We start from the raw sequence: 22130 nt of genomic DNA on the forward strand, positions 1-22130 counted from the left end.
CGGGTAATCTTGGTGTCCGTGAGCACCGGCGGATTCGACGTGACGGCCCGACTGGGCACCGTGCTGACCGCGATGGTCACCCCGTTCAAGCCGGACGGCTCCCTGGACACCGCCACCGCCGCCCGGTTGGCCACCCACCTGGTCGACTCGGGCTGCGACGGGCTGGTGCTCTCCGGGACCACCGGCGAGTCGCCGACCACCACCGACGGCGAGAAGCTCACGCTGCTGAGCGCCGTGCTCGAGGCCGTCGGAGACCGGGCCCGGGTGATCGCCGGCGCGGGCACCTACGACACCGCCCACAGCATGAACCTGGCCAGGGCCTGCCACGCGGAGGGCGCCCACGGGCTGCTGGTGGTGACGCCGTACTACTCGCGGCCCTCGCAGTCCGGCCTGCTCGCGCACTTCACCGCGATCGCCGACGCGACCCCGCTGCCGCTGATCCTCTACGACATCCCGCCGCGCTCGGTGATCCCCATCGAATGGCCGACCATGCGCACCCTGGCCGAACACCCGAACATCGTCGCGATCAAGGACGCCAAGGCCGACCTGCACGGCGGCGGACGGATCATCGCCGAGACCGGGCTGGCGTACTACTCGGGCGACGATGCGCTGAACCTGCCGTGGCTGGCCGTGGGCGCCGTCGGGGTCGTCAGCGTCTGGGGGCACCTGGCCGCCGGGCAGATCCGCGACATGCTGTCCGCGTTCCACTCCGGCGACGTCGCGACCGCACGCAAGATCAACGGCACTCTGGCGCCGCTGGCCGACGCGCAGGCCCGCCTCGGCGGTGTGACGATGGCCAAGGAGGGGCTGCGCCTGCAGGGTTTCGAGACCGGCGATCCGCGGCTGCCGCAGCTCGCGGCGACCCCCGCCGAGGTCGAGGAACTGGCCCGGGACATGCGCGCTGCGGCGGTACTGAGATGACCACCGCCCGGACGGCACGGTGATGGAGACTCCCGAGCTGACACCACCGCGTCCACTGGCACCGGGTGGCCTGCGGGTCACCGCACTCGGCGGCATCAGCGAGATCGGCCGCAACATGACGGTCTTCGAGCACCTCGGCCGACTGCTGATCATCGACTGCGGGGTGCTGTTCCCCACCCACGACGAGCCCGGCGTCGACCTCATCCTGCCGGACCTGCGGCACGTCGAGGGACGGCTCGACGACGTCGAGGCCCTGGTGCTCACCCACGCGCACGAGGATCACATCGGGGCCATCCCGTTCCTGCTCAAGCTGCGTCCGGACATCCCGGTGGTGGGTTCGAAGTTCACGCTGGCGCTGGTGGCGGAGAAGTGCCGCGAACACCGCCTCAAGCCGAAGTTCGTGGAGGTCCAGGCGGGCGGGCGCAGCACCCACGGCGTCTTCGAATGCCAGTACTTCACCGTCAACCACTCCATCCCCGGGTGCCTGGCGGTGGCGCTGCACACCGGCGCCGGAACCGTCCTGCACACCGGTGACATCAAGCTGGACCAGATGCCGCTCGACGGCGTGCCGACCGACCTGCCCGGTATGTCGCGGCTGGGCGACGCCGGTGTCGACCTGTTCCTGTGCGATTCGACCAATGCCGAACACCCCGGCGTCAGCCCGTCGGAGAGCGAGATCGGCCCCACGATGCACCGGCTGATCCGCGGCGCCGAGGGCCGGGTGATCGTCGCGTGCTTCGCCTCGAACGTCGACCGCGTGCAGCAGATCATCGACGCCGCGGTGGCCCTGGGCCGACGGGTGTCGTTCGTCGGCCGGTCGATGGTGCGCAACATGGGCATCGCGCGGGAACTCGGATACCTGAACGTCGGCACCGATGACGTGCTCGACATCGGCGCGGCCGAGATGATGCCGCCCGACCGGGTGGTGCTGATCACCACCGGTACCCAGGGCGAGCCGATGGCCGCGCTGTCCCGGATGTCACGCGGCGAGCATCGCAGCATCACCCTCACCGACGGTGACCTGATCATCCTGTCGTCGTCGCTCATCCCCGGCAACGAGGAAGCCGTCTACGGCGTCATCGACGCGCTGGCGAAGATCGGCGCCCGGGTGGTCACCAATGCCCAGGCGCGCGTGCACGTCACGGGTCACGCCTACGCCGGCGAGCTCATGTTCCTCTACAACGGCGTGCGACCGCGCAACGTGATGCCGGTGCACGGCACCTGGCGGCACCTGCGGGCCAACGCGAAGCTGGCGACGACGAGCGGCGTGCCGGAGGACAACGTGGTGATCGCCGAGAACGGCGTCAGCGTCGACCTGGTGGCAGGCAAGGCGAGCATCGCCGGAGCGGTCCCGGTCGGCAAGATGTTCGTCGACGGGTTGATCACCGGGGACGTCGGCGACGCCACGCTCGGCGAACGGCTCATCCTGTCATCGGGTTTCATCGCGGTGACCGTGGTGTTGCACCGCGGCACCGGCCGCCCCGCCGGTCCGGCGCACCTGCTCTCCCGCGGCTTCTCCGAAGATCCCAAGGCGCTCGAACCGATCGCGCGCAAGGTGGAGGCCGAGTTGGAGTCGCTGGCTGCCGACACGGTGACCGACCCCGGGCGCATCGCCCAGGCGGTGCGCCGCACCGTCGGCAAGTGGGTGGGGGAGACCTACCGCCGTCAGCCGATGATCGTTCCGACGGTCATCGAGATCTGAGGGTCGCGGCGTCGACGCGTTCCCTGCTGTTGAGCAGCAGCGCGATGGACAGGGCGACGCCGATCGACATCAGCGACGCGGTCCAGCCGCGCCGGAGCCAGATCGCCGAACGGCATCGTCCGACGTAATCCGTCTGTGCGGGTGGGGTTTCCGCTGCTGCCGCTTCGGCGTCCGCGGTAGCGGCCTGGCTGTAGTCGGCGGCGAAGCCGCTACCGCACGTGATGCGGAATCCCCACTGGTCGAAGTCGTCGAGCGACGTCGACCAGTACAGCCCCAGGAATCCCACGCCGATCATCGCCGCTGCGACCAGCGCCAGTGTGACCCGGTCGCGCATCGCCCTGACCAGTCGCATGCTCAGGCCAGGGAACCCAGGATGGGCTCGGACTCGATGAGGCCTTCGTCGCTGGGCGCGATGTGCTGCCCGAACACGCGCTTGGCCTGACGGTCCCGCAATTCGCGGTGCGCGACGGCGGGTGGTTCGAAGCCGTAGCGCGTCCGCGCCTCAGCGGGCGTGAGCGTCTCCCGGCGGGCCGGGGGCACACCGAGTTTGACGGGCGCCACGACGGGATGTGTCATCGGCGAGAGCACCTTGAGCATGGCGAGTTCCGCGCGCGGGCTCACGGTCATCGCCCGGAAGGCCGTCCACAGCACGGGCCGGACCGCGACGTCGACGATCCTGGGCTGACGGATGCCGCTCATCTCGCGCATCCACCGCGGCATAGTGGCAATGGTGCCGGCCCGCAACACCTCGGCGGCCACCCGCGCCACCGGGCGCGCGGCCTTGGGCATCGGCGGCAGCATCACCTTGGCGTCGAGCAGGTGGTTCATCGCCTGTACGGCGATCTCGCTGCCCTCCAGTTGCGGCCGCATCTCCTCGAAATAGTGCCGCACCCCGTCGCGGGTGCGTGGCACGTCCTCGGGTAAGCAGGTCTGCAGTTCGGCGGCGACCGCGCACTCCTCCCAGTAGCGCGCTTCTTCATCGGCAGACAACGGGCCGGGACCGTACTTCTCGTAGGCGTAGAGGATCGAGTGCCACGCGGTCAGGTGGATCCACAGCTGCGAGGCGGGATCGTTCGCGTCGTACCGCCCGCCGCCGTAGGGTTCGGTGCCGATCGCCTTCGAGTGGATCTTCACCAGAACGTCCGAGGCGGTGGCGGTTTCGCGGGTTCCGCCGAAGGCCACCAGCGCGAAATAATGCAGCGTGCGGTCGTAGCGGGTGCGCGGGCGCTTGTAGATGTCGTGCGTCGTGTCGACCGCGGCGACGAGGTTCGGGTCCAGTTCCTCGACCACCACGGCGCGCTGGAAACCGACCGTGAGCGATGTCGGATACCCCCACACCTTCCAGGTCACCGAGTCAGGCCCGAAGAACCCGTAGTCCTCGTGAGCGGTCACGCGCTCGAGACTCGTTGTGGACATGCGACTTCCCTTCAGTGGTGGGTGGAGCTGCCGAAAAGTGCTATGCGGCGGCGAAGGCCTGGCACATCATCCGGCCGTAGAGCTCGCCGAGATCGTCTGCAGTCCAGGGGTTTGCGTCATCGAGGAGTGACCGGACGGCTGCCTCGGAGGAGGACATCAGCAGCTCGACCAGGACGGGCAGTTTGGCCTCGGCGTCGGCCATCGACCACCATTTCTCCAGCACCGGCGCCAGCCAGGCCGACGTCGCATCGCCGAGTTGGGCGCGCACGCGGGCGAACCGGCTCGCCACGGCCGGGTCCGGGGTGGCGAAGAAGACGAAGCGCCACGATTGCGGCCGTGCCTGAACGACCCGCAGCAGCGACTGGAAGCCGGTGGTGAACGCGGCCTCAGGGGTGTCGCCGCGCGCGGAGTGCAGCGCCTCGACCAGTGCGTCGCGCAGAACGGCGGTCTCGCGCTCCAGCAGTGCCGAGATGATCTGGATCCGGTCGGCGAAGCAGGCGTAGACCACCGGGCGGGTGACGTTGAGGCGTTGCGCGACAGCGCCGATGGTGACCTCGCTGACGCCCTGCTCGAAGGTGATGGCCAGGGCGGCGTCGAGAACCTGCGGCCGGCGGCGCTCCGGGCCCAGGTGCGCAGCCCGGCTGCGTCGACGCGTCTTCACGGCGGTGGCCATGAACGCAACGTACCAGCGGAAGCTACATGTGTGAAGGAAATTTCTGCACTGATGTAGGAAAATCCTTCACCAGTGAAGGTTCACGTCGGTCGGGATGGCCGCTGTGCTGCGGGAACAGATTTCGGGAACACCGAGAATTCGCGGCAGACGGGCCGCCGGTGAGACCGAGATGAGAGTGCACTCATCTGCGGCGCGTCAACGTTTGTTGACGAACCCCGCGTCGACCGGCAGCGTGACGCCGGTGATGTAGCGCGCCTCGTCGGACACCAGCCAGGCCACCGCCGCGGCGATGTCCTCGGCCTGCAGCGTCTGCACCGGCAGGGCATTGCCCATGTCGGGGCCGCCCTTGCTCTCCTGGGCCAGACCCTCGAGCCAGCTGCGGGTGAACTCGTTGTCGATCATCGGCGTGTCGACGCCGGCCGGGTGCACTGAATTGACCCGGATGCTGTGTGAGGCAAGCAGATTGGCGTAGACACGCATGATGCCCACGATGCCGTGCTTGGCGGCGGCATAACCGACGGAGCCCGCCATCGGCGAGGCCAGACCGACCAGGCCCGCCACGGAGCTGGTCAGCACCATCGCCCCGCCGTTGCCCGCCTTGACCATCGGGCGCGCCGCGAGCTCCACGGTGTGGAAGACGCCGGTCAGGTTGACGTCGATGACGTCCTGCCAGGCGTCCTCGCCGGCCATCGGCGCGATACCGGCGTTGGCCACCACGATGTCGAGCCGTCCGCCCAGCGCCTCGACGCCCTCGGTCAGCGCGGCCTTGAGCGCCGCACGGTCCCGGACGTCGGCCTGCGACGCGACGATCCGCGCGCCGGTGTCCTCGACCAGCTTGACCGTGGCGGCCAGGTCGTCGGCGGTCGCCAGCGGGTAGGGGACCGACGCAATCTGGTCACAGATGTCGACGGCGATCACGTCGGCGCCCTCGGACGCCAGCCGGACGGCGTGCGCACGACCCTGGCCGCGGGCGGCTCCGGTGATGAACGCGACCCTGCCCGCGAGCGGTTTGTCGGCGCTCATCAGGGCCGCAGCGAGCCCTTGGCCGGGTCGCCCGCCACCACGGCCTGCGCCACCTTGATGTCGGGGGCTCCCGCGAGGTGCTCACCGACCTCGGCGAACATCTGCGTCACCGCGGGTGCCTGGCCGTGCGCCGCCAGCGCGTCTCCGTCGGCCCACTGCTCGACGAAGATGAAGGTGCCGTTCGTCTCGTGCAGCGAGTACAGATCGCAGCCCGGCTCCTGATGAACCTCGGCAACGGTGCGCTTCATGATCTCCCGCACGGTGTCCACGGATTCCGGCTTGACCTGCATGGTGGCGACGACGGTGACGGGCATGGGCAGATGACTCCTCGTGGCGGCGCGGCGGGTGGCGGTCCAGCGCGTTGACCGGACAGGTGTCCACCTTAAACAGCGGGCCCGGCAGCGATGTGAGGCAGACCGGGGTCTTTGCAACCAATCTGTGACCCGTGTGGCAGATGGTGATAGTGGGGTTCATGCGACTAGGCTGAGCGTCATGGCAAGTAAGACCGTTGCCCAATCCGGAGCGCGTTCCGGCAGGTCAAAGGCGGGTACGCGGAGCACGGCGCGACCACGGAAGCCGGCGCCCGCCCGCCGCAAGCCCGCCGCACGCGGACACGCCTCGCCACTGGCCACCGCCGGGGCCGCCGTGGGCCGTGGCGCGCGCGCCGGATGGCTGATGCTCGCCCGGGGCGCCGGGTCGACGGCACGTTCGGTCGGCCGGGCCCGCGAGATCGAGCCGGGCCACCGCCGCGACGGCATCGCCCTGGCGCTGCTCGGCGTGGCCGTGGTGATCGCCGCGGGCTCCTGGTTCGACGCCGCCCGCCCGGTCGGAGCATGGATCGACACCGTCCTGCGGACGCTGGTCGGCTCCGCGGTGGTGCTGGTGCCCGTGCTGCTCGTCGCGGTCGCGGTGACACTGATGCGCAGCGAACCCGATCCGGAGGCCCGGCCGCGGCTGATCCTCGGCGCCACGATGATCGCCCTGCCCGCCCTGGGGCTGTGGCACCTGTGGTCCGGTTCGCCCCAGGCGCCGACCGACCGCCAGCACGCCGGCGGCTTCACCGGATTCGCGATCGGCGGGCCGCTGTCCGACGGACTGACCGCCTGGATCGCCGCGCCGCTGCTCTTCATCGGCGCGCTGTTCGGGGTGCTGCTGATCACCGGCACCACGATCCGCGAGGTGCCCGCCACCGTGCGCGAGATGTTCGGGACCCGGCAGTTCCACGACGACGAGTACGACGAATACGACGACGACTACGACGAGCCGCGCGATGCCGGGGCCGAGGACTTCTCCGACGGCTACTACGACGACCCGGCCGGCTACCTCGGCGACGAGCCGCAGGCGTGGCCGTCACCGTCGGGCACCCCGATGGAGAACTACCCCATCGACCCGGAGGACGTCGGCGATGCGCCGACGGTGCCCGAACCAGCCGCCGCCAAGGCGAAGCGCAAGAAGCCGGCCGCCGACAGGAAGGCGGCCAAACCCGACACCGACACGCTCACGCTCGACCGGGTGGTCGAGGGTCCCTACGTGCTGCCGCCGCTCGACCTGCTCATCGCCGGTGACCCGCCCAAGCGCCGTAGTTCGGCGAACGACCAGATGATCGACTCGATCAGCTCGGTGCTCGACCAGTTCAAGGTCGACGCGGCCGTCACCGGGTGCACCCGCGGACCGACCGTCACCCGCTACGAGGTGGAACTCGGCCCCGGCGTGAAGGTCGAGAAGATCACGGCGCTGCACCGCAACATCGCCTATGCGGTGGCCACCGAGAGCGTCCGCATGCTGGCGCCAATCCCCGGCAAGTCCGCGGTGGGCATCGAGGTGCCCAACACCGACCGCGAGATGGTCCGGCTCGCCGACGTGCTGACCGACCCGAAGACCCGCCGCGACCACCACCCGCTGGTGATCGGCCTCGGTAAGGACATCGAGGGCGAGATGATCTCGGCGAACCTCGCCAAGATGCCGCACCTGCTGGTGGCCGGTTCCACCGGGTCGGGCAAGTCGAGCTTCGTCAACTCGATGTTGGTGTCGCTGTTGGCGCGCGCCACGCCCGAAGAGGTCAGGATGATCCTGATCGACCCGAAGATGGTCGAGCTGACCCCGTACGAGGGCATCCCGCACCTCATCACGCCGATCATCACCGAGCCCAAGAAGGCCGCCGCGGCGCTGGCGTGGCTGGTCGAGGAGATGGAGCAGCGCTACCAGGACATGCAGGCCTCCCGGGTGCGGCACATCGACGTCTTCAACGAGAAGGTGCGCACCGGGGAGATCAGCACGCCGCTGGGCAGCGAGCGCGTCTACAAGCCGTACCCGTACATCCTGGCCATCGTCGACGAGCTGGCCGACCTGATGATGACCGCGCCGCGCGACGTCGAGGACGCGATCGTGCGGATCACCCAGAAGGCCCGCGCGGCCGGTATCCACCTGGTGCTCGCCACCCAGCGGCCGTCGGTCGACGTCGTCACCGGTCTGATCAAGACCAACGTGCCGTCCCGGCTGGCCTTCGCCACCTCGTCGCTGACCGACAGCCGGGTGATCCTCGACCAGCAGGGCGCCGAGAAGCTCATCGGCATGGGCGACGGGCTGTTCCTGCCGATGGGCGCCAACAAGCCGATCCGGCTGCAGGGCGCGTTCATCACCGACGAGGAGATCCAGGCCGTCGTCGCCGCGACGAAGGAGCAGGCCGAACCGGAGTACACCGAGGGTGTCACCGCGGTGAAGGCCGGCGAGCGCAAGGACGTCGACCCCGACATCGGCGACGACATGGACGTCCTCCTGCAGGCCGTGGAGCTGGTGGTGTCCTCGCAGTTCGGCTCGACCTCGATGCTGCAGCGCAAGCTGCGGGTCGGGTTCGCCAAAGCCGGCCGGCTGATGGATCTGATGGAGACCCGCGGCATCGTCGGGCCCAGCGAGGGTTCCAAGGCGCGCGACGTCCTGGTCAAACCCGACGAGCTGGCCGGAACGCTGGCCCTGATCCGCGGCGGCAGTGACGCGGCAGGCGGCGACGGCGAGGACTGACCCCTCAGCAGGTCTCGTACTGCTGGGACAGCTCGCGTTCGAGCGGCAGCGGTACGTGGTCGGCGTCGTGCCGGTAACACCCGCCGACGATCAGTTCCGCGGCCCCCTCGCCGGTCTGCGCCGTCATCTCGACCGGCCGGCCGAGGCGGGCCAGCAGCCCGGCTACGGCGAAGGCGATCCGGTGCGCGTCGGCTCCGCTGCCGTATCCGTCCGGCAGGCCGATCTCGACCTCGGTCTCGGCCTGGCGGCCGCGCTCGGCAGGCACCGTCGTGGTTCCGCGCGCCTCCTCCGAACCGCCCACGATCGTGCTGATCTCGCGCCAGGTCTGCAGATCGGCGTCGGTCGGGGGCCGGGGCGTCGAGTAGTACGTGTGCGGATGCCGGTAGGGCTCGGCCGGCAGCGAGATACCCCAGGATGCGTCGGCCAGTGCCGGATCGGCGGCCTGGGCGGCGAGGGCCTGCGCCGAGGTGACGTCCGGGCGCAGCGTCAGGGTGATGCCGCGGCTGTCGCCCGACCCGTTCCAGCGGGGCTGCGTCAACGCGACTCTGGCGGCCACCGGCGACCGAACCGTCCGCAGCCACACCGCGGCACTGTCGGCGACGGCGTCGGCACCGGCATTGCTGATGGTGGTCGAACGCCCGAAGGAGAACGACGCCTCCGAGTACTCGAGGATGCCGGAGTTCTTCGGCGGCGGTGGGACGACGGGCAGGCGCAGCGAGAGTTCGGCGGAGTCCTCGGCCAGTCCGGTGCCGGTCGCGTGCTCGACGAAGTACCCGCCGACCTGGCGGACCTGCGGTTCGGTGATGTCCGGACGCAGTGTCACCGTCAGGTCGACGTTCTCCCCGTTGGTGAAGTCGTTGTGATAGCGCACCTCGGTGTCGGCCACCCCGGGCATCCCGCGGACATGACGGTCGAGGTCCTGCGCGTCGTCCTCACGGTTGGTCACACAGCCCGCGGCGCACACGACGAGCAGAACCGCGGGTGTCGCGAGGACCGGGCGCATCGTCAGAGCGTCAACAGCATTCGCGTGTTGCCCAGGATGTTCGGCTTCACGTAGGACAGGTCGAGGAACTCCGCGACGCCGGTGTCATAGGAGCGGCACATCTCCTCGTAGACCTCCGCGGTCACCGGAGTGCCCTCGATCTCGGCGAAGCCGTGCCTGCTGAAGAACTCCACCTCGAAGGTGAGCACGAAGATGCGCTGCAGCCGGAGCTCGCGGGCGACGTCGAGCAATCGGTCCACCACCAGATGTCCCACGCCGCGTCCGCGCACCTTGGGGTGCACCGCCACCGTGCGCACCTCGCCGAGGTCCGCCCACAGCACGTGCAGGGCGCCGCAGCCGAGCAGCTCACCGTCCACCTCGGCCACCCAGAACTCCTGGACCGCCTCGTAGAGCGTCACGAGATTCTTCTCGAGCAGGATGCGGCCCGCGTAGACGTCGACCAGCTCCTTGATGGCGGGCACGTCGGAGGTCCGGGCACGGCGCACCACGACCCCGCCGGGCTGCTGGGCGTCCGCTCCGCTCACAGCTGCGAGAGTATCCGCATCGGCTACCGATATTCTGTTGCGGTGCCGGGCCAACCCCATACCGATCCGGTGGTGCCGCGCGCCCGTGTCGCGAACCTCGCCAATGTCCTCACCGGTGTGCGGATGGCCCTCGTCCCGGTGTTCCTGGTCGCGCTGTTCGTCGGCGACGGTCACGAGACAGTCTGGCGGCTAACGGCTTTCGCCGTTTTCACCGTCGCGGTGATCACCGACCGGTTCGACGGCGCGCTGGCGCGCAGCTACGGCATGGTGACCGAGTTCGGCACCCTGGCCGATCCCATCGCCGACAAGGCGCTCATCGGCGCGGCGCTGGTCGGGCTGTCGATGCTCGGCGACCTGCCGTGGTGGGTGACGGCGGTGATCCTGGCCCGTGAGATCGGCGTCACCGTGCTGCGCTTCGCCGTGCTGCGTCACGGCGTGATCCCCGCCAGCCGGGGCGGGAAGCTCAAGACCCTGGTCCAGGGTGTGGCGATCGGGCTGTTCGTGCTGCCGCTGCACGCCTGGCCCGGGCCGTGGCTGACCACGGCATGGGTGATCATGTGGGCCGCGATCGTGCTCACGGTGCTCACCGGTGTGGACTACGTCGTGTCGGCGATCAGGGATTCCCGTGGACGACCCGCTGCTCACTGACGACGCCCGCGCGTTGGTCGCCGACCTCACCGTCCGCGGGCAGAGCATCGCGACCGCCGAATCGCTGACCGCCGGACTGCTCGCGGCCACGCTCGCCGGGGTGCCGGGAGCGAGCGTGGTGTTGCGCGGCGGACTGGTCACCTACGTCGAGGACACCAAGATCGCACTGGCCGGGGTGCCGCCCCAGGTGCTGGAGGCGGTCGGTCCGGTGGCGGCGCCGACGGCGAGGGCACTGGCCGTCGGGGCCCGCCAGCGCTGCGGGGCCACCTGGGGTGTCGGCCTGACGGGTGTGGCGGGCCCGGAACCGCACGGCGGCCATCCGGTCGGCACCGTCTTCCTCGGCCTGGCCGGGCCGGTGGACACCGAGGTGGTGCAGCTGAGCCTGTCCGGCTCGCGGTGGGACATCAGGGTGGCGGCGGTCAACGAGGCGATCGGCCGGTTGCGGGAGATCGTCGAAGCACAGTGATCGCTTGCTCGCGGCAAATGGTCATGACGATGCGGGAACCGCCCGGCGAACCGCGGCGTTCTAATTCATGACGTCTGAAACGACGACGTCGAAACGGACGAGGACGCTTCCGGCGAAAGAGGAGGGCACATGGCGGCATTGCTGCGCGAGGTGATCGGTGAGGTGTTGCGTCGTGCCCGGACATCACAGGGTCGCACCCTGCGGGAGGTGTCGGACTCCGCCCGGGTCAGCCTGGGCTACCTGTCCGAGGTGGAACGCGGCCGCAAGGAGGCCTCCAGTGAGCTGCTCGGCGCCATCTGCGGAGCGCTCGACGTGCCGCTGTCGCGGGTGCTCTCCGACGCCGGCCACGAGATGGCGGGTCAGGAACTCGCCGCCGCGAGCCGTCCACCGGTCGGCGCGACCAACATCGACGTCAGCACCAAGGTGGTCATCCCGCAGGTCGTCTCCATGGCGGTCGCCTGAGTCCCTGACCGGCCCGGGACCGCGCAAAACTCCCGCGGGGGTGTGGTGACGTGCGTGGAACCGATAAGTTGGCACAGGAGAACTAGGTGCTCTCCGTCGCGGCGATGATGATCTCGACGGCGACCCGGACCGAAGACACGAACAACGACTCTTAAGGCGGAAGCGAACTCATGGCCAATCCGTTCGTCAAGGCGTGGAAGTACCTGATGGCGCTCTTCAACTCGAAAGTCGACGAGTACGCCGATCCGAAGGTGCAGATCCAGCAGGCGATCGAGGACGCGCAGCGCCAGCACCAGGCGCTGACCCAGCAGGCCGCCCAGGTGATCGGCAACCAGCGCCAGCTGGAGATGCGGCTCAACCGGCAGCTCGCCGACATCGAGAAGCTGCAGGTCAACGTCCGTCAGGCGCTCACGCTGGCCGATCAGGCCGTCGCCAACGGTGACGCCGCCAAGGCCACCGAGTACAACAACGCCGCCGAGGCGTTCGCCGCGCAGCTGGTCACCGGTGAGCAGAGCGTCGAGGACCTCAAGACGCTGCACGATCAGGCGCTGCAGGCGGCCGGCCAGGCGAAGAAGGCCGTCGAGCAGAACGCGATGATGCTGCAGCAGAAGATCTCCGAGCGCACCAAGCTGCTGTCGCAGCTGGAGCAGGCCAAGATGCAGGAGCAGGTCAGCACCTCGCTGCGGTCCATGAGCGAGCTGGCCGCACCGGGCAACACGCCCAGCCTGGACGAGGTGCGCGACAAGATCGAGCGCCGCTACGCCACCGCGATGGGTGAGGCCGAGCTCGCGCAGAACTCCGTGCAGGGCCGGATGATGGAAGTGCAGCAGGCCAGCGTGCAGATGGCCGGGCACTCCCGGCTGGAGCAGATCCGCGCCTCGATGCGCGGCGACGCCCTTCCTGCCGGCGGCAGCCCGGCCGCAGGCGCCACGCCCGCCACCCCTGCGGCCAACCCGAACCAGGCCACCCCCGAGAATCCGCTCAGTCAATAGCTCTGGAAGGGATCAGCGCATGACATCCCGGACGACAACCAGGTTGCGTCGGAACCCGGTCCTGCGCTCGAGCGTGCAGCGTGGCATCGACACCGCTGCCGAGTTCTCCGACGTGCTCGCCGAGAAGCTGCACGCCGCCGCCGATCCCCGCGCCAAGGCGCTGCGCAAGCGCCGCTGGGCGCTGCGGCTTGGCCTGTTCTTCGTCGTCTCGGCGGTGTTCTGGGTGCTGGTGACCGTCGTGCTGGCGTCCTGGAGCACCCCGGCCTGGGCGCTGCTGATCCCGACGCCCATCGCGGCGGGCGCCGCCTTCCTCGCGACTCTGTGCCTGCTGCGCTACCGGTGGCTGCGGTCCACGCCGCTGCCCCCGGAGCGGGCGCGCGGAAACAGGCGGCTGCCGCCTTGGACCTCCGCGGCCCGCAGGCCGATGGCCGCACTGGTCGACGCCGAACGGGGACTGCTGTCACTGCTCGGGGTGCTCGAGCGGGGGCGGATGCTGCCGGCCGACGAGCTGCGTGAACTCCGGGCGGCGGCCGAGCACTCGGCGGAGACCATGGCGGCCACCGCGGCCGAGGTGGTGTCGATGGAACGGGCACTCGGTTCCGCACCGCAGGCCCGCGCCCACCTGGCGCCCACCATCACCGCCTTCACCGGTCAGATGGATCAGGGTGTCCGCCAGTACCACGAAATGGTCACGGCCGCTGCGCAACTGGTGTCAGCCGCCAACAGCGGTCCGATGTCGAGTTCGCCATTGTCGGCCCGGCGTCAGCGCGACGAGCTGGTGAACGCGACCGATCGACTCAACGGCTGGGCGCAGGCATTCGACGAGCTGGGGCGGCTGCGCCGGGCCTGAGCCGCTAGATGTCGTGGCTCGAATGCGGCCCGGTCCGCGGCCCGTACTTGTCGATGTAGGCCTGGTGTACGTGCGCCTTCTTGCGGCGGGCGATCACGTCGACCAGGCCGGGATCCAGCCCGTGCTTGCGCAACATGTGCCTGCGCCACACCTTGTTCAGCGCGTGGGAGAAGTACACGAACGGGATGAGGATCGGCAGCGTCATGCTCAGGTGCACGTCGAGCGTCGTCGGGATGAGCCAGAACGGCGCAAGGACCACCAGCGCCGGCAGGAACACCCGGAACATCATCCGCCGGGCAGCGCCCTCACCCGCCAGGTCCTCGGCCACCCACATCCGCATGGAATCGGGCAGTCGCCGCCCGTAGCAGTACGGGATGTACTGCAGCAGGCTGGGCCGGGGACCGGTGGCGGGATTGCCCATCGGGGTCCTACAGCGTCGGACGCAGCGCCGGGATCACGGCGCCCAGCAGACCCCGCGCCACACCCTTGAAGAAGGTCACGTTGTCGAAGTAGTCCCGCCACAGCGTGATCTGCCCGGCGTGCACCTCGAACACCCCGCACACCCAGAACTGCACACGCACCGGGCCGAACACCAGCACGTCGGTCCGCTCGTTGAGCACCGTGTCACCCTCGGCGACGTTGCGGTGGATCTTGACCTCGAAGCGCATCCGTCCCTGGCCGCGGCGGAACAGGCTGACGATGCGGTCGCGGCCGCGGATGGTCGGGTAGCCCACGTTCTGCCACACGATGCCCTCGGCAAGTGCCGCCTCGGCGGCGTCGAAGTCCTCGTCCTGCAGGGCGTACAGGAACGTCTCGACCGTGCGTGCATTGGCGGTGCTGTCCAGCGCCGGTGTGGTCTGCGTCATGGTGGTCAGCCTAGTCACCGGCTGTGGCAGGGTGGGGCGGTGCGCGTCGCCGTGGTTGCCGGACCGGACCCCGGGCACGCCTTTCCCGCGCTGGCTCTGTGTCTGCGATTCGCCGCGGCGGGCGACAGCCCGGTGCTGCTCACCGGCGTCGAATGGCTGGGGACCGCCAGGGCGGCCGGCGTCGAGGCGGTGGAACTGGCCGGCCTGGACCCCATCGACGTCGACGACGACACCGACGCCGGCGCGAAGATCCACCAGCGGGCGGCGCGGATGGCGGTCATCAACGTGCCGCGGCTGCGGGACCTGTCGCCCGACCTGATCGTCTCCGACGTGATCACGGCGTGCGGGGGACTGGCCGCCGAACTGCTCGGCCTGCCGTGGATCGAGCTCAATCCGCATCCGCTCTACCGGCCGTCGAAGGGTCTGCCGCCGCTGGGCAGCGGCTTGGCGCCGGGAGTCGGGGTCCGCGGGCGGCTGCGCGATACGGTGATGCGCGCGCTGACCGCCCGGTCGTGGCGAGTGGGTTTGCAGCAGCGGTCGGCGGTGCGGGTCGACATCGGGTTGCCCGCCGACGATCCCGGTCCGCTGCGCCGGCTGATCGCGACGTTGCCCGCGCTCGAGGTGCCGCGGCCGGACTGGCCGCAGGAAGCCGTCGTGGTGGGGCCGTTGCACTTCGAGCCGACCGATCGGGTGCTCGACGTCCCGGCAGGGACCGGACCGCTGGTGGTGGTGGCGCCCTCGACGGCGACGACCGGCACCCAGGGCCTTGCCGAGCTGGCGCTGGCGCACCTGACGCCGGGCGACGTGCTGCCCGACGGGTCGCGGGTGGTGGTGTCGCGGCTGGCCGGACCGGACGGCGAGGTGCCGCCGTGGGCGGTGGTCGGGCTGGGCCGCCAGGACGAGCTGCTGCGGCACGCCGACCTGGCGATCTGTGGCGGCGGGCACGGGATGGTGTCCAAGACGCTGCTGGCCGGGGTCCCGATGGTGGTGGTGCCCGGTGGTGGTGATCAGTGGGAGATCGCCAATCGCGTTGTGCGCCAGGGCAGTGCGGAGCTGGTGCGGCCACTGGACGCCGATCGGCTGACGACCGCGGTCCGGCAGGTGCTGTCGTCGCCGCGCTATTCGGCGGCCGCCCGCGCGGCGGGCTCGTCGGTCACCGCCGTCGCTGATCCGGTACGGGTGTGCCACGAGGCGCTCGCCGCCCGGGCGTAAATTGGTCGCGTGCGCCTGACGGAGTTCCGAGAACTGGTCGTGGGACAGTTCGGCTCCGTCCGCGGGCAGTCGCTGCTCGTCGACCACGTGCTGACGGCGCTCGGCGGGCGGACTGCGGCGCAGGCCATCGAGGACGGCACCGAACCCCGCGACGTGTGGCGGGCGCTGTGCGCGGACTTCGAAGTCCCGCGCGATCAGTGGTGACGGGACTGTCTACTGCGCTTCGGTGACCGGCTTGACGGCGCCGCCGGTCCGTTCCGGACTGTCACCGCCGCCGCCCTCCGGCTTCGCCTCGCTCTGTCGCCCCTCGTACGGCGGCACCGCCGGCTCGGCGTCGGAGGGCGGCGCCTCGGTCTTGGCGCCGCCGGTCTGCTGCGGCTCACCCGCCTCGTCGTGGGCGGGCACGGATTCGTCGCCCTCCAGCTTGCCCGACGGCCGGTCCGCCGGACCGCCCGACGGCTGGTCCGATCCGGTGTCTCGGGAGCCGGGCGCGCCGCGCTCCTCCTGGGGTTCGGGGGTCAGGTGGCTTCCCGGTGTGTTCATGACATCTCCTCACGATCGCCGCATGAACGCGGCAGGGAACTTCTTGTGGTGTTGACGACGTCGAGGGTGGAGCGCGTCGCCGCGTCGAGGGCCGCGGTCTGGTCAGCGGTCAGCGTTCCGCAGATCCAGTCCCAGTGCGCGGCCACCGTGTCGCCGGGCACCGGTGCGACGGTCAGGGAGGTGCCGTCCCGATGCCACCGCACCCGCTCGGCCCGTGGATCGCCGAGTCGCAGCCGCCCGGCCGCGAACGTCAGCGGTGCCGACGTGATGACCGCGTCCGTGCCGGTCACCGATTCGACCGTGCCCCACCGGATGCGGCAGCTCTCCATCACCCGTACCGGTGTCGCGGCGTCGCGGTCGAGGAATCGCACCCACGGGTACACCGCGAACACGTGCAGGCTGTGGTGCGCCAGCACCTCCGCGTTGTCGCCCAGCGCCGTGAGCAGCCCGCTGACCTGTCCGCGGAAGGCATGGCGCAGGCCCGCGAGCAGGACGCCCGGATCGACCTCACCGAGCAGCGGCCCGCCGATCCAGTAGGCGGTCACCACCTCCTCGTCGAGCGGATCGGCGATGCCCGCGGCATCGGCGATCGCCGTCAGGTAGGGCCAGGCGCCGTCGAACTCGCGGGCGTGTGCGGCCAGATCGGGTGCCGCGACGCCTGCCGGTCCGCAGTAGCCGAGTTCGTTCGGCGGATACGCGAACCGGCCGAACGTCACATGTCCCGGCGCGATCTGCTGGTCGACGGCGCCGGTCATCAGCAGATCCGCGGAAGTTGTTCGCCGATCGGCAGATCCACCACCCTGGTACCGCCGAGCGCGGTGCGCGCGACCACCATGCCCGGGTGCTCCGCGACGCACCGGCCGATCACCGCCGCCTTCGCGCCCAGCGGGTGGGCGCGCATCGCCGCCAGGACCCGGTCGGCGTCCTCGGGCGCGACGAATGCGACCAGCTTGCCCTCGTTGGCGACGAACAGCGGATCGAGGCCCAGCAGCCCGCACGCGTCCCGCACGCCGGGCGGGATGGGCAGTGCCGTCTCGTCCAGGGTGACGCCGACGCCTGCGGCCTTGGCGATCTCGTTGAGCGTGGCCGACATTCCGCCACGCGTCGGGTCGCGCAAGGCGTGCAGGTCGGCGCCCGTGCCGATCATCGCGGCCACCAGACCGTTGAGCGGCGCGGTGTCACTGGCGATCGAGGTGGCGAATTCGAGGCCTTCCCGGCAGCTCATCACCGCCACCCCGTGCACACCGATCTCACCGCTGACGATCACGACGTCGCCGGAAGTAGCGCGCTGCGGGCGGATGTCGACACGCGGGTCCACGAGCCCGATCCCCGAGGTGTTGACGTAGATCCCGTCGCCGTGACCGGTGTCGACGACCTTGGTGTCACCGGTGACCAGCTTCACCCCGGCGGCCAGCGCCGCCGTTCCCACCGCGTGGGCGACGCGGGCGATGTCGTCCAGCGCAGTGCCCTCCTCGAGGATGAACGCCGTCGACAGCACCATCGGCGTCGCGCCCGCCATCGCCAGGTCGTTGACCGTGCCGTTGACCGCCAGGTCACCAATCGTGCCGCCGGGAAAGACCAACGGCTTGACCACGAACGAGTCGGTGGAGAAGGCCAGCCGGACGTCGCCGACCTCGACGATGGCCGAATCACCCATGCCGGCGTCGGCGGCCGAGCCGAACGCGGGCAGGAAGAGGTGCTCGATCAGTTCGGCCGACATCGCCCCGCCGCCGCCGTGGCCCATCACGATGTTGGGTGCGTCGCGCAACGGGGCCGGACACACCCACTCCTCCATGTCGATGCTCGGGGTGTCGACGGCCGGCCTGTCAGGCATGGCTCACCTCGAGCCGCCGGTACAGGTAGTACGCCGCGCAGGCGCCCTCGGACGACACCATGGTGGCGCCGAGCGGATTCCGCGGCGTGCACAGGGTGCCGAAGGCCGCGCACTCGTGCGGTTTGATCAGCCCCTGCAGCACCTCGCCCGACCGGCACTCCGCGGATTCGGCGGTGTGGATCCCGGTGACGGCGAAGCGGTGTTCGGCATCGTAGTCGCGGTAGCCGGGCGAGAGCTGCCACCCGCTGTCCGGGATCGTCCCGATGCCGCGCCAACCCCGGTCGGTCACCTCGAAGACGTCGGTGAGCATGCGCCGCGCCGCGGCGTTACCCTCGGCCCGCACGGCGCGTGGATAGGCGTTCTCCAACTCGTGGCGCCCGGACTCCAGCTGCAGCACCGTCCGCCGGATGCCTTCGAGGATGTCCAGTGGCTCGAATCCCGTGACCACGATCGGGATCTCGTACTTCTCACACAGCGAGGGGTATTCCTCGGTGCCCATCACGCTGCACACATGACCCGCGGCCAGGAACGCCTGCACCCGGCAGGTGGGGGACTCCATGATCGCCGCGATCGCCGGCGGCACCAACACGTGCGAGACCAGCAGCGAGAAGTTCTCGACGCCCAGTCGCTTGGCCTGGTACACGGTCATCGCGTTGGCGGGCGCCGTCGTCTCGAATCCGATGCCGAAGAACACCACCTGCCGATCCGGGTTGTCGCGGGCGATCGTCAGCGCGTCCAGCGGCGAGTACACCACCCGCACGTCGCCGCCCTCGCTCTTGACGCGGAACAGGTCCTTGTCGCTGCCCGGCACCCTGAGCATGTCGCCGAAGGAGCAGAAGATCACCCCGGGCCGGGACGCGATCTCCATGGCCTTGTCGATGATCTCCAGCGGGGTGACGCACACCGGGCAGCCGGGGCCGTGGATCATCTCGATCTCGTCGGGCAGCAGCTGGTCGATGCCGTGGCGGATGATCGAATGCGTCTGCCCGCCGCAGACTTCCATGATCGACCAGCGTCGGGTGGTGACCGCCTTGATCTCCTCGATCAGTTTGCCTGCCAGTTGTGGATCGCTGAACTCGTCCAGGTACTTCACGACGTCACCTCTGCCCGTTTTCCGTGTGTTGGGGGTTCTGCAGCCCGGCCTGTCTGGCCGCCAGTTCGAAGCCGTCGCCGAATTCCTCGTTGAGCACGCCGAGGTGCTCGAATTCGGCGAGCGTGCGTTTGGCCGATTCCTCGTCGAGACGCTGGATGGCGAATCCGACGTGGACCATCACGTACTCACCGACCCGGGCGTCGGGAATGTATTCCAGGCAGACGTCCTTCTGGATCCCGCCGAAGTCCACCATCGACATCAGCGCGCCGTCCCGGTCCTCGACGCGCAGTATCCTGCCCGGCACCGCTAGACACATGGGCGCATCCTCTCTCTCGTCCGCTCCTGGGGCGTCGTCATCCCGACGTCCCGATCATCAACTGTCCCAGCGCGATTCCCCCGTCGTTCGGGGGGACGTGCCGGTGGGTCAGCACGGTGAAACCCGCCGTCCGCAATGCGGTCACCGTGGTGTGCAGCAACAGGGCGTTGCAGAACACGCCGCCCGACAGCGCGACCGTCCGCTCCGGTCCGCCGCACACACCGGCCAGGTGGACCACCAGGTCGGCCACCGCGCGGTGGAACCGAGCGGCGACGACCCGGGTGGGGACTCCCGCACGCACGTCGGCGATCACCGCCGACAGGACGGGGCCCGGACCCACGGTGGGTCCGTCGATATCGAATCGATAGGCGCCGCAGTCGGGTTCGGCGCCGCGGGCCAGCCCTTCGAGTTCGATGGCGGCCTGTGCCTCATACTCGACGGTCTGCCGGACACCCACCATCGCCGCCACCGCGTCGAACAGCCGGCCCATGCTCGAAGTGGGCACGCAACCCAGCCCGGTCTCCAGCTGGTGGCGCAGGACCCGCCGTTCGTCCGGCGGGCAGGCCTGCACGGGCGGCAGGTCCGCATCCCACGGCAGCCCGGCCGCCCAGAGGTGCGCCAGGGCCATCCGGTAGGGCCGCCGGACGGTGAGGTCACCGCCGGCCAGCGGAACGTAGCTCAGCGCAGCGAGCCTGCGGTAACCCTTGTAGTCGGCCAGCAGCACCTCGCCGCCCCAGACCGCTCCGTCGTCTCCGTAACCCGTTCCGTCGAAGGCGAATCCGAGTACCTGCTCGCTGCCGTCGAGGCCGTGCTCGGCCATCACCGCGGCGATGTGCGCGTGGTGGTGTTGCACTTTCCGCACGGGGCGGCCCGCGGCGTTGCGGTGCGCCCAGCCGGTGGACCGGTATCCCGGGTGGGCATCGGCGATCAGCACACCGGGGAAGACGCCGGTCAGTGCGCGCAGATGCCGCTCGGCGGTGTCGAACGCGGACAGCGTCGCCAGGTCGTCCATGTCGCCGATGTGCTGGCTCAGCCACGCATAGCGGCCCTCGGCGACCGCCAGCGTGTTCTTCAGGTCGCCGCCCACTGCGATCGCAGGCGGCACGGCCACGGGCAGTGCGACCGGAAGCGGGGCATGGCCGCGGGACCGGCGGATCGGCATCTCGGCACCGTCGAGGACGCGCACCACCGAGTCGTCGCAGGGCACCAGGATCTCCCGGTCGTGCGTCAGCCAGCCGTCGGCCAGGGCGGCGAGCCGCTCGAACGCGTCGTCGTCGGCGAAGCAGATCGGCTCGCCACCGAGATTGCCCGACGTCATCACCAGCACCTGCGGGCCGGGTTCGTCGCCGGGCAGCCCGAACAGCAGCAGATGCAGCGGCGTGTAGGCCAGCATCACGCCGAGATCGGGGTTGTGGGGGGCCACCGCGACGGCGACAGGGCCGTCGGAGCGCCGGGGCCGCAGCACGATGGGTCGCGCCGCGCCGGACAGCACCGCGGCGGTGCACTCGTCGACGTCGACGAGCAGGCGCGCCCCCGCCAGGTCCGGCACCATGACCGCGAACGGCTTGTCACCGCGCCGCTTGCGCCTGCGCAGCTCCGCGACCGCGTGCGTGTTCGCGGCGTCGCACGCCAGGTGATAGCCGCCGATGCCCTTGACCGCGAGCACACCTCCCGCACGCAGTAGGCGACGGGCCTGCCGGAGGCCGTCTTCGCCGCCGGTCTGCAGGCCGGTGCCCGTGCGGAAACCCAGCGACGGACCGCAATCCGGGCAGCACACGGGCTGTGCGTGGAATCGGCGGTCGGCGGGATCGGCGTATTCGCGGGCACACGCGGCGCACATCGCGAAGTCCGCCATCGTGGTGTTCGCCCGGTCGTACGGCAACGCGCCGATGATGGTGAACCGCGGCCCGCAGTTGGTGCAGTTGATGAACGGGTGCCGGTGCCGCCGATCCGCCTGGTCGCGTTGCTCGGCAATGCATTCGGCGCACACGGCGACGTCGGGAGAGGTGAGCGTGCGGCCACCGGAGGAGCGGGACGTGTCGGCGATCGTGAACCCGGTGCCGCCGACGCACGGCAGGTCGCGGACCTCGAGGTCTTCGATGACGGCCAGTGGCGGGGGATGGTCACGCAGCCGGGTCAGGAACGTGCGGACGGCGCCCGGGTCGCCCTCGATCTCGATCACGGCGCCCGCGCTGTCGTTGCGCACCGATCCGGACAGGCCGAGGGTGGCTGCGGTGCTGTAGACGAACGGGCGGAAGCCCACGCCCTGGACGACGCCGTGCGCACAGATCCGCAGCCGCTGCCGGGTCATGGCGGCGCATCCCCCGGCGGGACCCCGCGACCCATCATCTGCAGACCGGCCAGCGCCTCGGCCGCCCCCGCGCGGTCGGTCCGCTCCACGACGAACCCCATGTGAATGATCACCCAGTCACCGGGCGCGAACACGTCGTCGGGCAGCATGCCGATGTTGACCTTGCGATGCTCACCGACGACGTCGACGAGCGCGAGTTGGTCGCCGTAGCCGTCGAGCATCCGCACCACCTGACCGGGTATTCCGAGGCACATCGC

The 22130-nt window shown here is 70.2% G+C and carries 26 protein-coding genes; 10 read left to right on the forward strand and 16 right to left on the reverse strand.

Annotated features, from left to right (window positions below):
* The first annotated feature begins 18 nt into the window (after positions 1-18).
* Both dapA and ACPCHZ_RS18055 read left to right on the forward strand, forming a co-directional pair.
* Positions 19-921, forward strand: a complete 903-nt coding sequence (gene dapA, locus ACPCHZ_RS18050; protein ID WP_423485973.1) for a 4-hydroxy-tetrahydrodipicolinate synthase — start codon at positions 19-21, stop codon at positions 919-921.
* Positions 922-943: 22 nt separating this feature from the next.
* Positions 944-2623, forward strand: coding sequence for a ribonuclease J (locus ACPCHZ_RS18055; protein WP_423485974.1), 1680 nt, complete (start codon positions 944-946; stop codon positions 2621-2623).
* On the opposite strand, the gene ACPCHZ_RS18060 is transcribed toward ACPCHZ_RS18055, so the two are convergent.
* The 5 genes from ACPCHZ_RS18060 to ACPCHZ_RS18080 all read right to left on the reverse strand — a co-directional run bounded on the left by ACPCHZ_RS18060 (position 2610) and on the right by ACPCHZ_RS18080 (position 6049).
* Positions 2610-2975, reverse strand: a complete 366-nt coding sequence (locus ACPCHZ_RS18060) for a hypothetical protein (RefSeq protein WP_423485975.1) — start codon at positions 2973-2975, stop codon at positions 2610-2612. The genes ACPCHZ_RS18055 and ACPCHZ_RS18060 overlap by 14 nt on opposite strands.
* Positions 2976-2977: 2 nt before the next feature.
* Entirely contained in the window at positions 2978-4039 is a 1062-nt protein-coding gene (locus ACPCHZ_RS18065; protein WP_423485976.1) for an oxygenase MpaB family protein, read from the reverse strand.
* 40 nt (positions 4040-4079) lie between these two features.
* Positions 4080-4712 (reverse strand): TetR/AcrR family transcriptional regulator, encoded by a 633-nt coding sequence (locus ACPCHZ_RS18070; protein ID WP_423485977.1) that lies wholly within the window; start codon positions 4710-4712, stop codon positions 4080-4082.
* A gap of 195 nt (positions 4713-4907) precedes the next feature.
* On the reverse strand, positions 4908-5735 hold the full coding sequence (locus ACPCHZ_RS18075) for a mycofactocin-coupled SDR family oxidoreductase (protein ID WP_423485978.1): 828 nt from the start codon (positions 5733-5735) through the stop codon (positions 4908-4910).
* Positions 5735-6049: a putative quinol monooxygenase gene (locus tag ACPCHZ_RS18080; RefSeq protein ID WP_264013469.1), complete on the reverse strand. Its 315-nt coding sequence runs from the start codon at positions 6047-6049 to the stop codon at positions 5735-5737. Before ACPCHZ_RS18080 ends, ACPCHZ_RS18075 begins: the two co-directional genes overlap by 1 nt.
* Before the next feature lie 178 nt (positions 6050-6227).
* Here ACPCHZ_RS18080 and ACPCHZ_RS18085 point away from each other — a divergent pair, with 178 nt between their 5' ends.
* Positions 6228-8753 carry a DNA translocase FtsK gene (locus ACPCHZ_RS18085; protein WP_423485979.1) on the forward strand — a complete coding sequence of 842 codons (2526 nt, stop codon included), beginning with the start codon at positions 6228-6230 and terminating at the stop codon, positions 8751-8753.
* A 4-nt stretch (positions 8754-8757) separates the two neighbouring features.
* On the opposite strand, the gene ACPCHZ_RS18090 is transcribed toward ACPCHZ_RS18085, so the two are convergent.
* Positions 8758-9756: a hypothetical protein gene (locus ACPCHZ_RS18090; RefSeq protein ID WP_423485980.1), complete on the reverse strand. Its 999-nt coding sequence runs from the start codon at positions 9754-9756 to the stop codon at positions 8758-8760.
* 2 nt (positions 9757-9758) lie between these two features.
* Positions 9759-10241 carry an amino-acid N-acetyltransferase gene (locus ACPCHZ_RS18095; RefSeq protein WP_408633234.1) on the reverse strand — a complete coding sequence of 161 codons (483 nt, stop codon included), beginning with the start codon at positions 10239-10241 and terminating at the stop codon, positions 9759-9761.
* Positions 10242-10322: 81 nt separating this feature from the next.
* Here ACPCHZ_RS18095 and pgsA point away from each other — a divergent pair, with 81 nt between their 5' ends.
* The 5 genes from pgsA to pspM all read left to right on the forward strand — a co-directional run bounded on the left by pgsA (position 10323) and on the right by pspM (position 13698).
* Positions 10323-10928, forward strand: coding sequence for a CDP-diacylglycerol--glycerol-3-phosphate 3-phosphatidyltransferase (gene pgsA, locus ACPCHZ_RS18100; protein WP_364979050.1), 606 nt, complete (start codon positions 10323-10325; stop codon positions 10926-10928).
* On the forward strand, positions 10906-11394 hold the full coding sequence (locus ACPCHZ_RS18105; RefSeq protein WP_423485981.1) for a CinA family protein: 489 nt from the start codon (positions 10906-10908) through the stop codon (positions 11392-11394). The genes pgsA and ACPCHZ_RS18105 overlap by 23 nt, the downstream gene beginning before the upstream one ends.
* Positions 11395-11523: 129 nt before the next feature.
* Positions 11524-11856, forward strand: coding sequence for a transcriptional regulator ClgR (gene clgR, locus ACPCHZ_RS18110; RefSeq protein WP_423485982.1), 333 nt, complete (start codon positions 11524-11526; stop codon positions 11854-11856).
* A gap of 170 nt (positions 11857-12026) precedes the next feature.
* A complete protein-coding gene (gene pspA / locus ACPCHZ_RS18115; protein ID WP_423485983.1) occupies positions 12027-12848 on the forward strand; it encodes a phage shock protein PspA in 822 nt (273 codons plus the stop codon).
* Positions 12849-12867: 19 nt separating this feature from the next.
* Positions 12868-13698 carry a phage shock envelope stress response protein PspM gene (pspM, locus tag ACPCHZ_RS18120; protein WP_423485984.1) on the forward strand — a complete coding sequence of 277 codons (831 nt, stop codon included), beginning with the start codon at positions 12868-12870 and terminating at the stop codon, positions 13696-13698.
* A 4-nt stretch (positions 13699-13702) separates the two neighbouring features.
* On the opposite strand, the gene ACPCHZ_RS18125 is transcribed toward pspM, so the two are convergent.
* Positions 13703-14119 (reverse strand): DUF5313 domain-containing protein, encoded by a 417-nt coding sequence (locus ACPCHZ_RS18125; RefSeq protein ID WP_364979064.1) that lies wholly within the window; start codon positions 14117-14119, stop codon positions 13703-13705.
* A gap of 7 nt (positions 14120-14126) precedes the next feature.
* Entirely contained in the window at positions 14127-14564 is a 438-nt protein-coding gene (locus ACPCHZ_RS18130; RefSeq protein ID WP_423485985.1) for a limonene-1,2-epoxide hydrolase family protein, read from the reverse strand.
* A gap of 39 nt (positions 14565-14603) precedes the next feature.
* Here ACPCHZ_RS18130 and ACPCHZ_RS18135 point away from each other — a divergent pair, with 39 nt between their 5' ends.
* Positions 14604-15776: a glycosyltransferase gene (locus tag ACPCHZ_RS18135; RefSeq protein WP_423485986.1), complete on the forward strand. Its 1173-nt coding sequence runs from the start codon at positions 14604-14606 to the stop codon at positions 15774-15776.
* Positions 15777-15785: 9 nt separating this feature from the next.
* Positions 15786-15980: a DUF3046 domain-containing protein gene (locus ACPCHZ_RS18140; RefSeq protein ID WP_423485987.1), complete on the forward strand. Its 195-nt coding sequence runs from the start codon at positions 15786-15788 to the stop codon at positions 15978-15980.
* A gap of 9 nt (positions 15981-15989) precedes the next feature.
* On the opposite strand, the gene ACPCHZ_RS18145 is transcribed toward ACPCHZ_RS18140, so the two are convergent.
* Genes ACPCHZ_RS18145 through ACPCHZ_RS18175 form a run of 7 tightly spaced genes read right to left on the reverse strand, consistent with a single transcriptional unit; the run spans position 15990 to position 22127 of the window.
* Positions 15990-16319: a hypothetical protein gene (locus tag ACPCHZ_RS18145; RefSeq protein WP_423485988.1), complete on the reverse strand. Its 330-nt coding sequence runs from the start codon at positions 16317-16319 to the stop codon at positions 15990-15992.
* A complete protein-coding gene (locus ACPCHZ_RS18150) occupies positions 16316-17074 on the reverse strand; it encodes a DUF6390 family protein (RefSeq protein ID WP_423485989.1) in 759 nt (252 codons plus the stop codon). Before ACPCHZ_RS18150 ends, ACPCHZ_RS18145 begins: the two co-directional genes overlap by 4 nt.
* A complete protein-coding gene (hypE, locus tag ACPCHZ_RS18155) occupies positions 17074-18153 on the reverse strand; it encodes a hydrogenase expression/formation protein HypE (RefSeq protein ID WP_423485990.1) in 1080 nt (359 codons plus the stop codon). The genes ACPCHZ_RS18150 and hypE overlap by 1 nt, the downstream gene beginning before the upstream one ends.
* On the reverse strand, positions 18146-19246 hold the full coding sequence (hypD, locus tag ACPCHZ_RS18160) for a hydrogenase formation protein HypD (protein WP_423485991.1): 1101 nt from the start codon (positions 19244-19246) through the stop codon (positions 18146-18148). Before hypD ends, hypE begins: the two co-directional genes overlap by 8 nt.
* 4 nt (positions 19247-19250) lie before the next feature.
* On the reverse strand, positions 19251-19562 hold the full coding sequence (locus ACPCHZ_RS18165; protein WP_423485992.1) for a HypC/HybG/HupF family hydrogenase formation chaperone: 312 nt from the start codon (positions 19560-19562) through the stop codon (positions 19251-19253).
* A gap of 37 nt (positions 19563-19599) precedes the next feature.
* Complete coding sequence (gene hypF / locus ACPCHZ_RS18170) at positions 19600-21873, reverse strand: carbamoyltransferase HypF (protein WP_423485993.1); 2274 nt, start codon at positions 21871-21873, stop codon at positions 19600-19602.
* Positions 21870-22127 (reverse strand): HypC/HybG/HupF family hydrogenase formation chaperone, encoded by a 258-nt coding sequence (locus ACPCHZ_RS18175; protein ID WP_423485994.1) that lies wholly within the window; start codon positions 22125-22127, stop codon positions 21870-21872. The genes hypF and ACPCHZ_RS18175 overlap by 4 nt, the downstream gene beginning before the upstream one ends.
* Between the last annotated feature and the right edge of the window lie 3 nt (positions 22128-22130).

Origin of the sequence: Mycobacterium sp. NPDC050041 (assembly GCF_049541695.1) — a bacterium.
In the GTDB taxonomy this organism is placed as follows: domain Bacteria; phylum Actinomycetota; class Actinomycetes; order Mycobacteriales; family Mycobacteriaceae; genus Mycobacterium.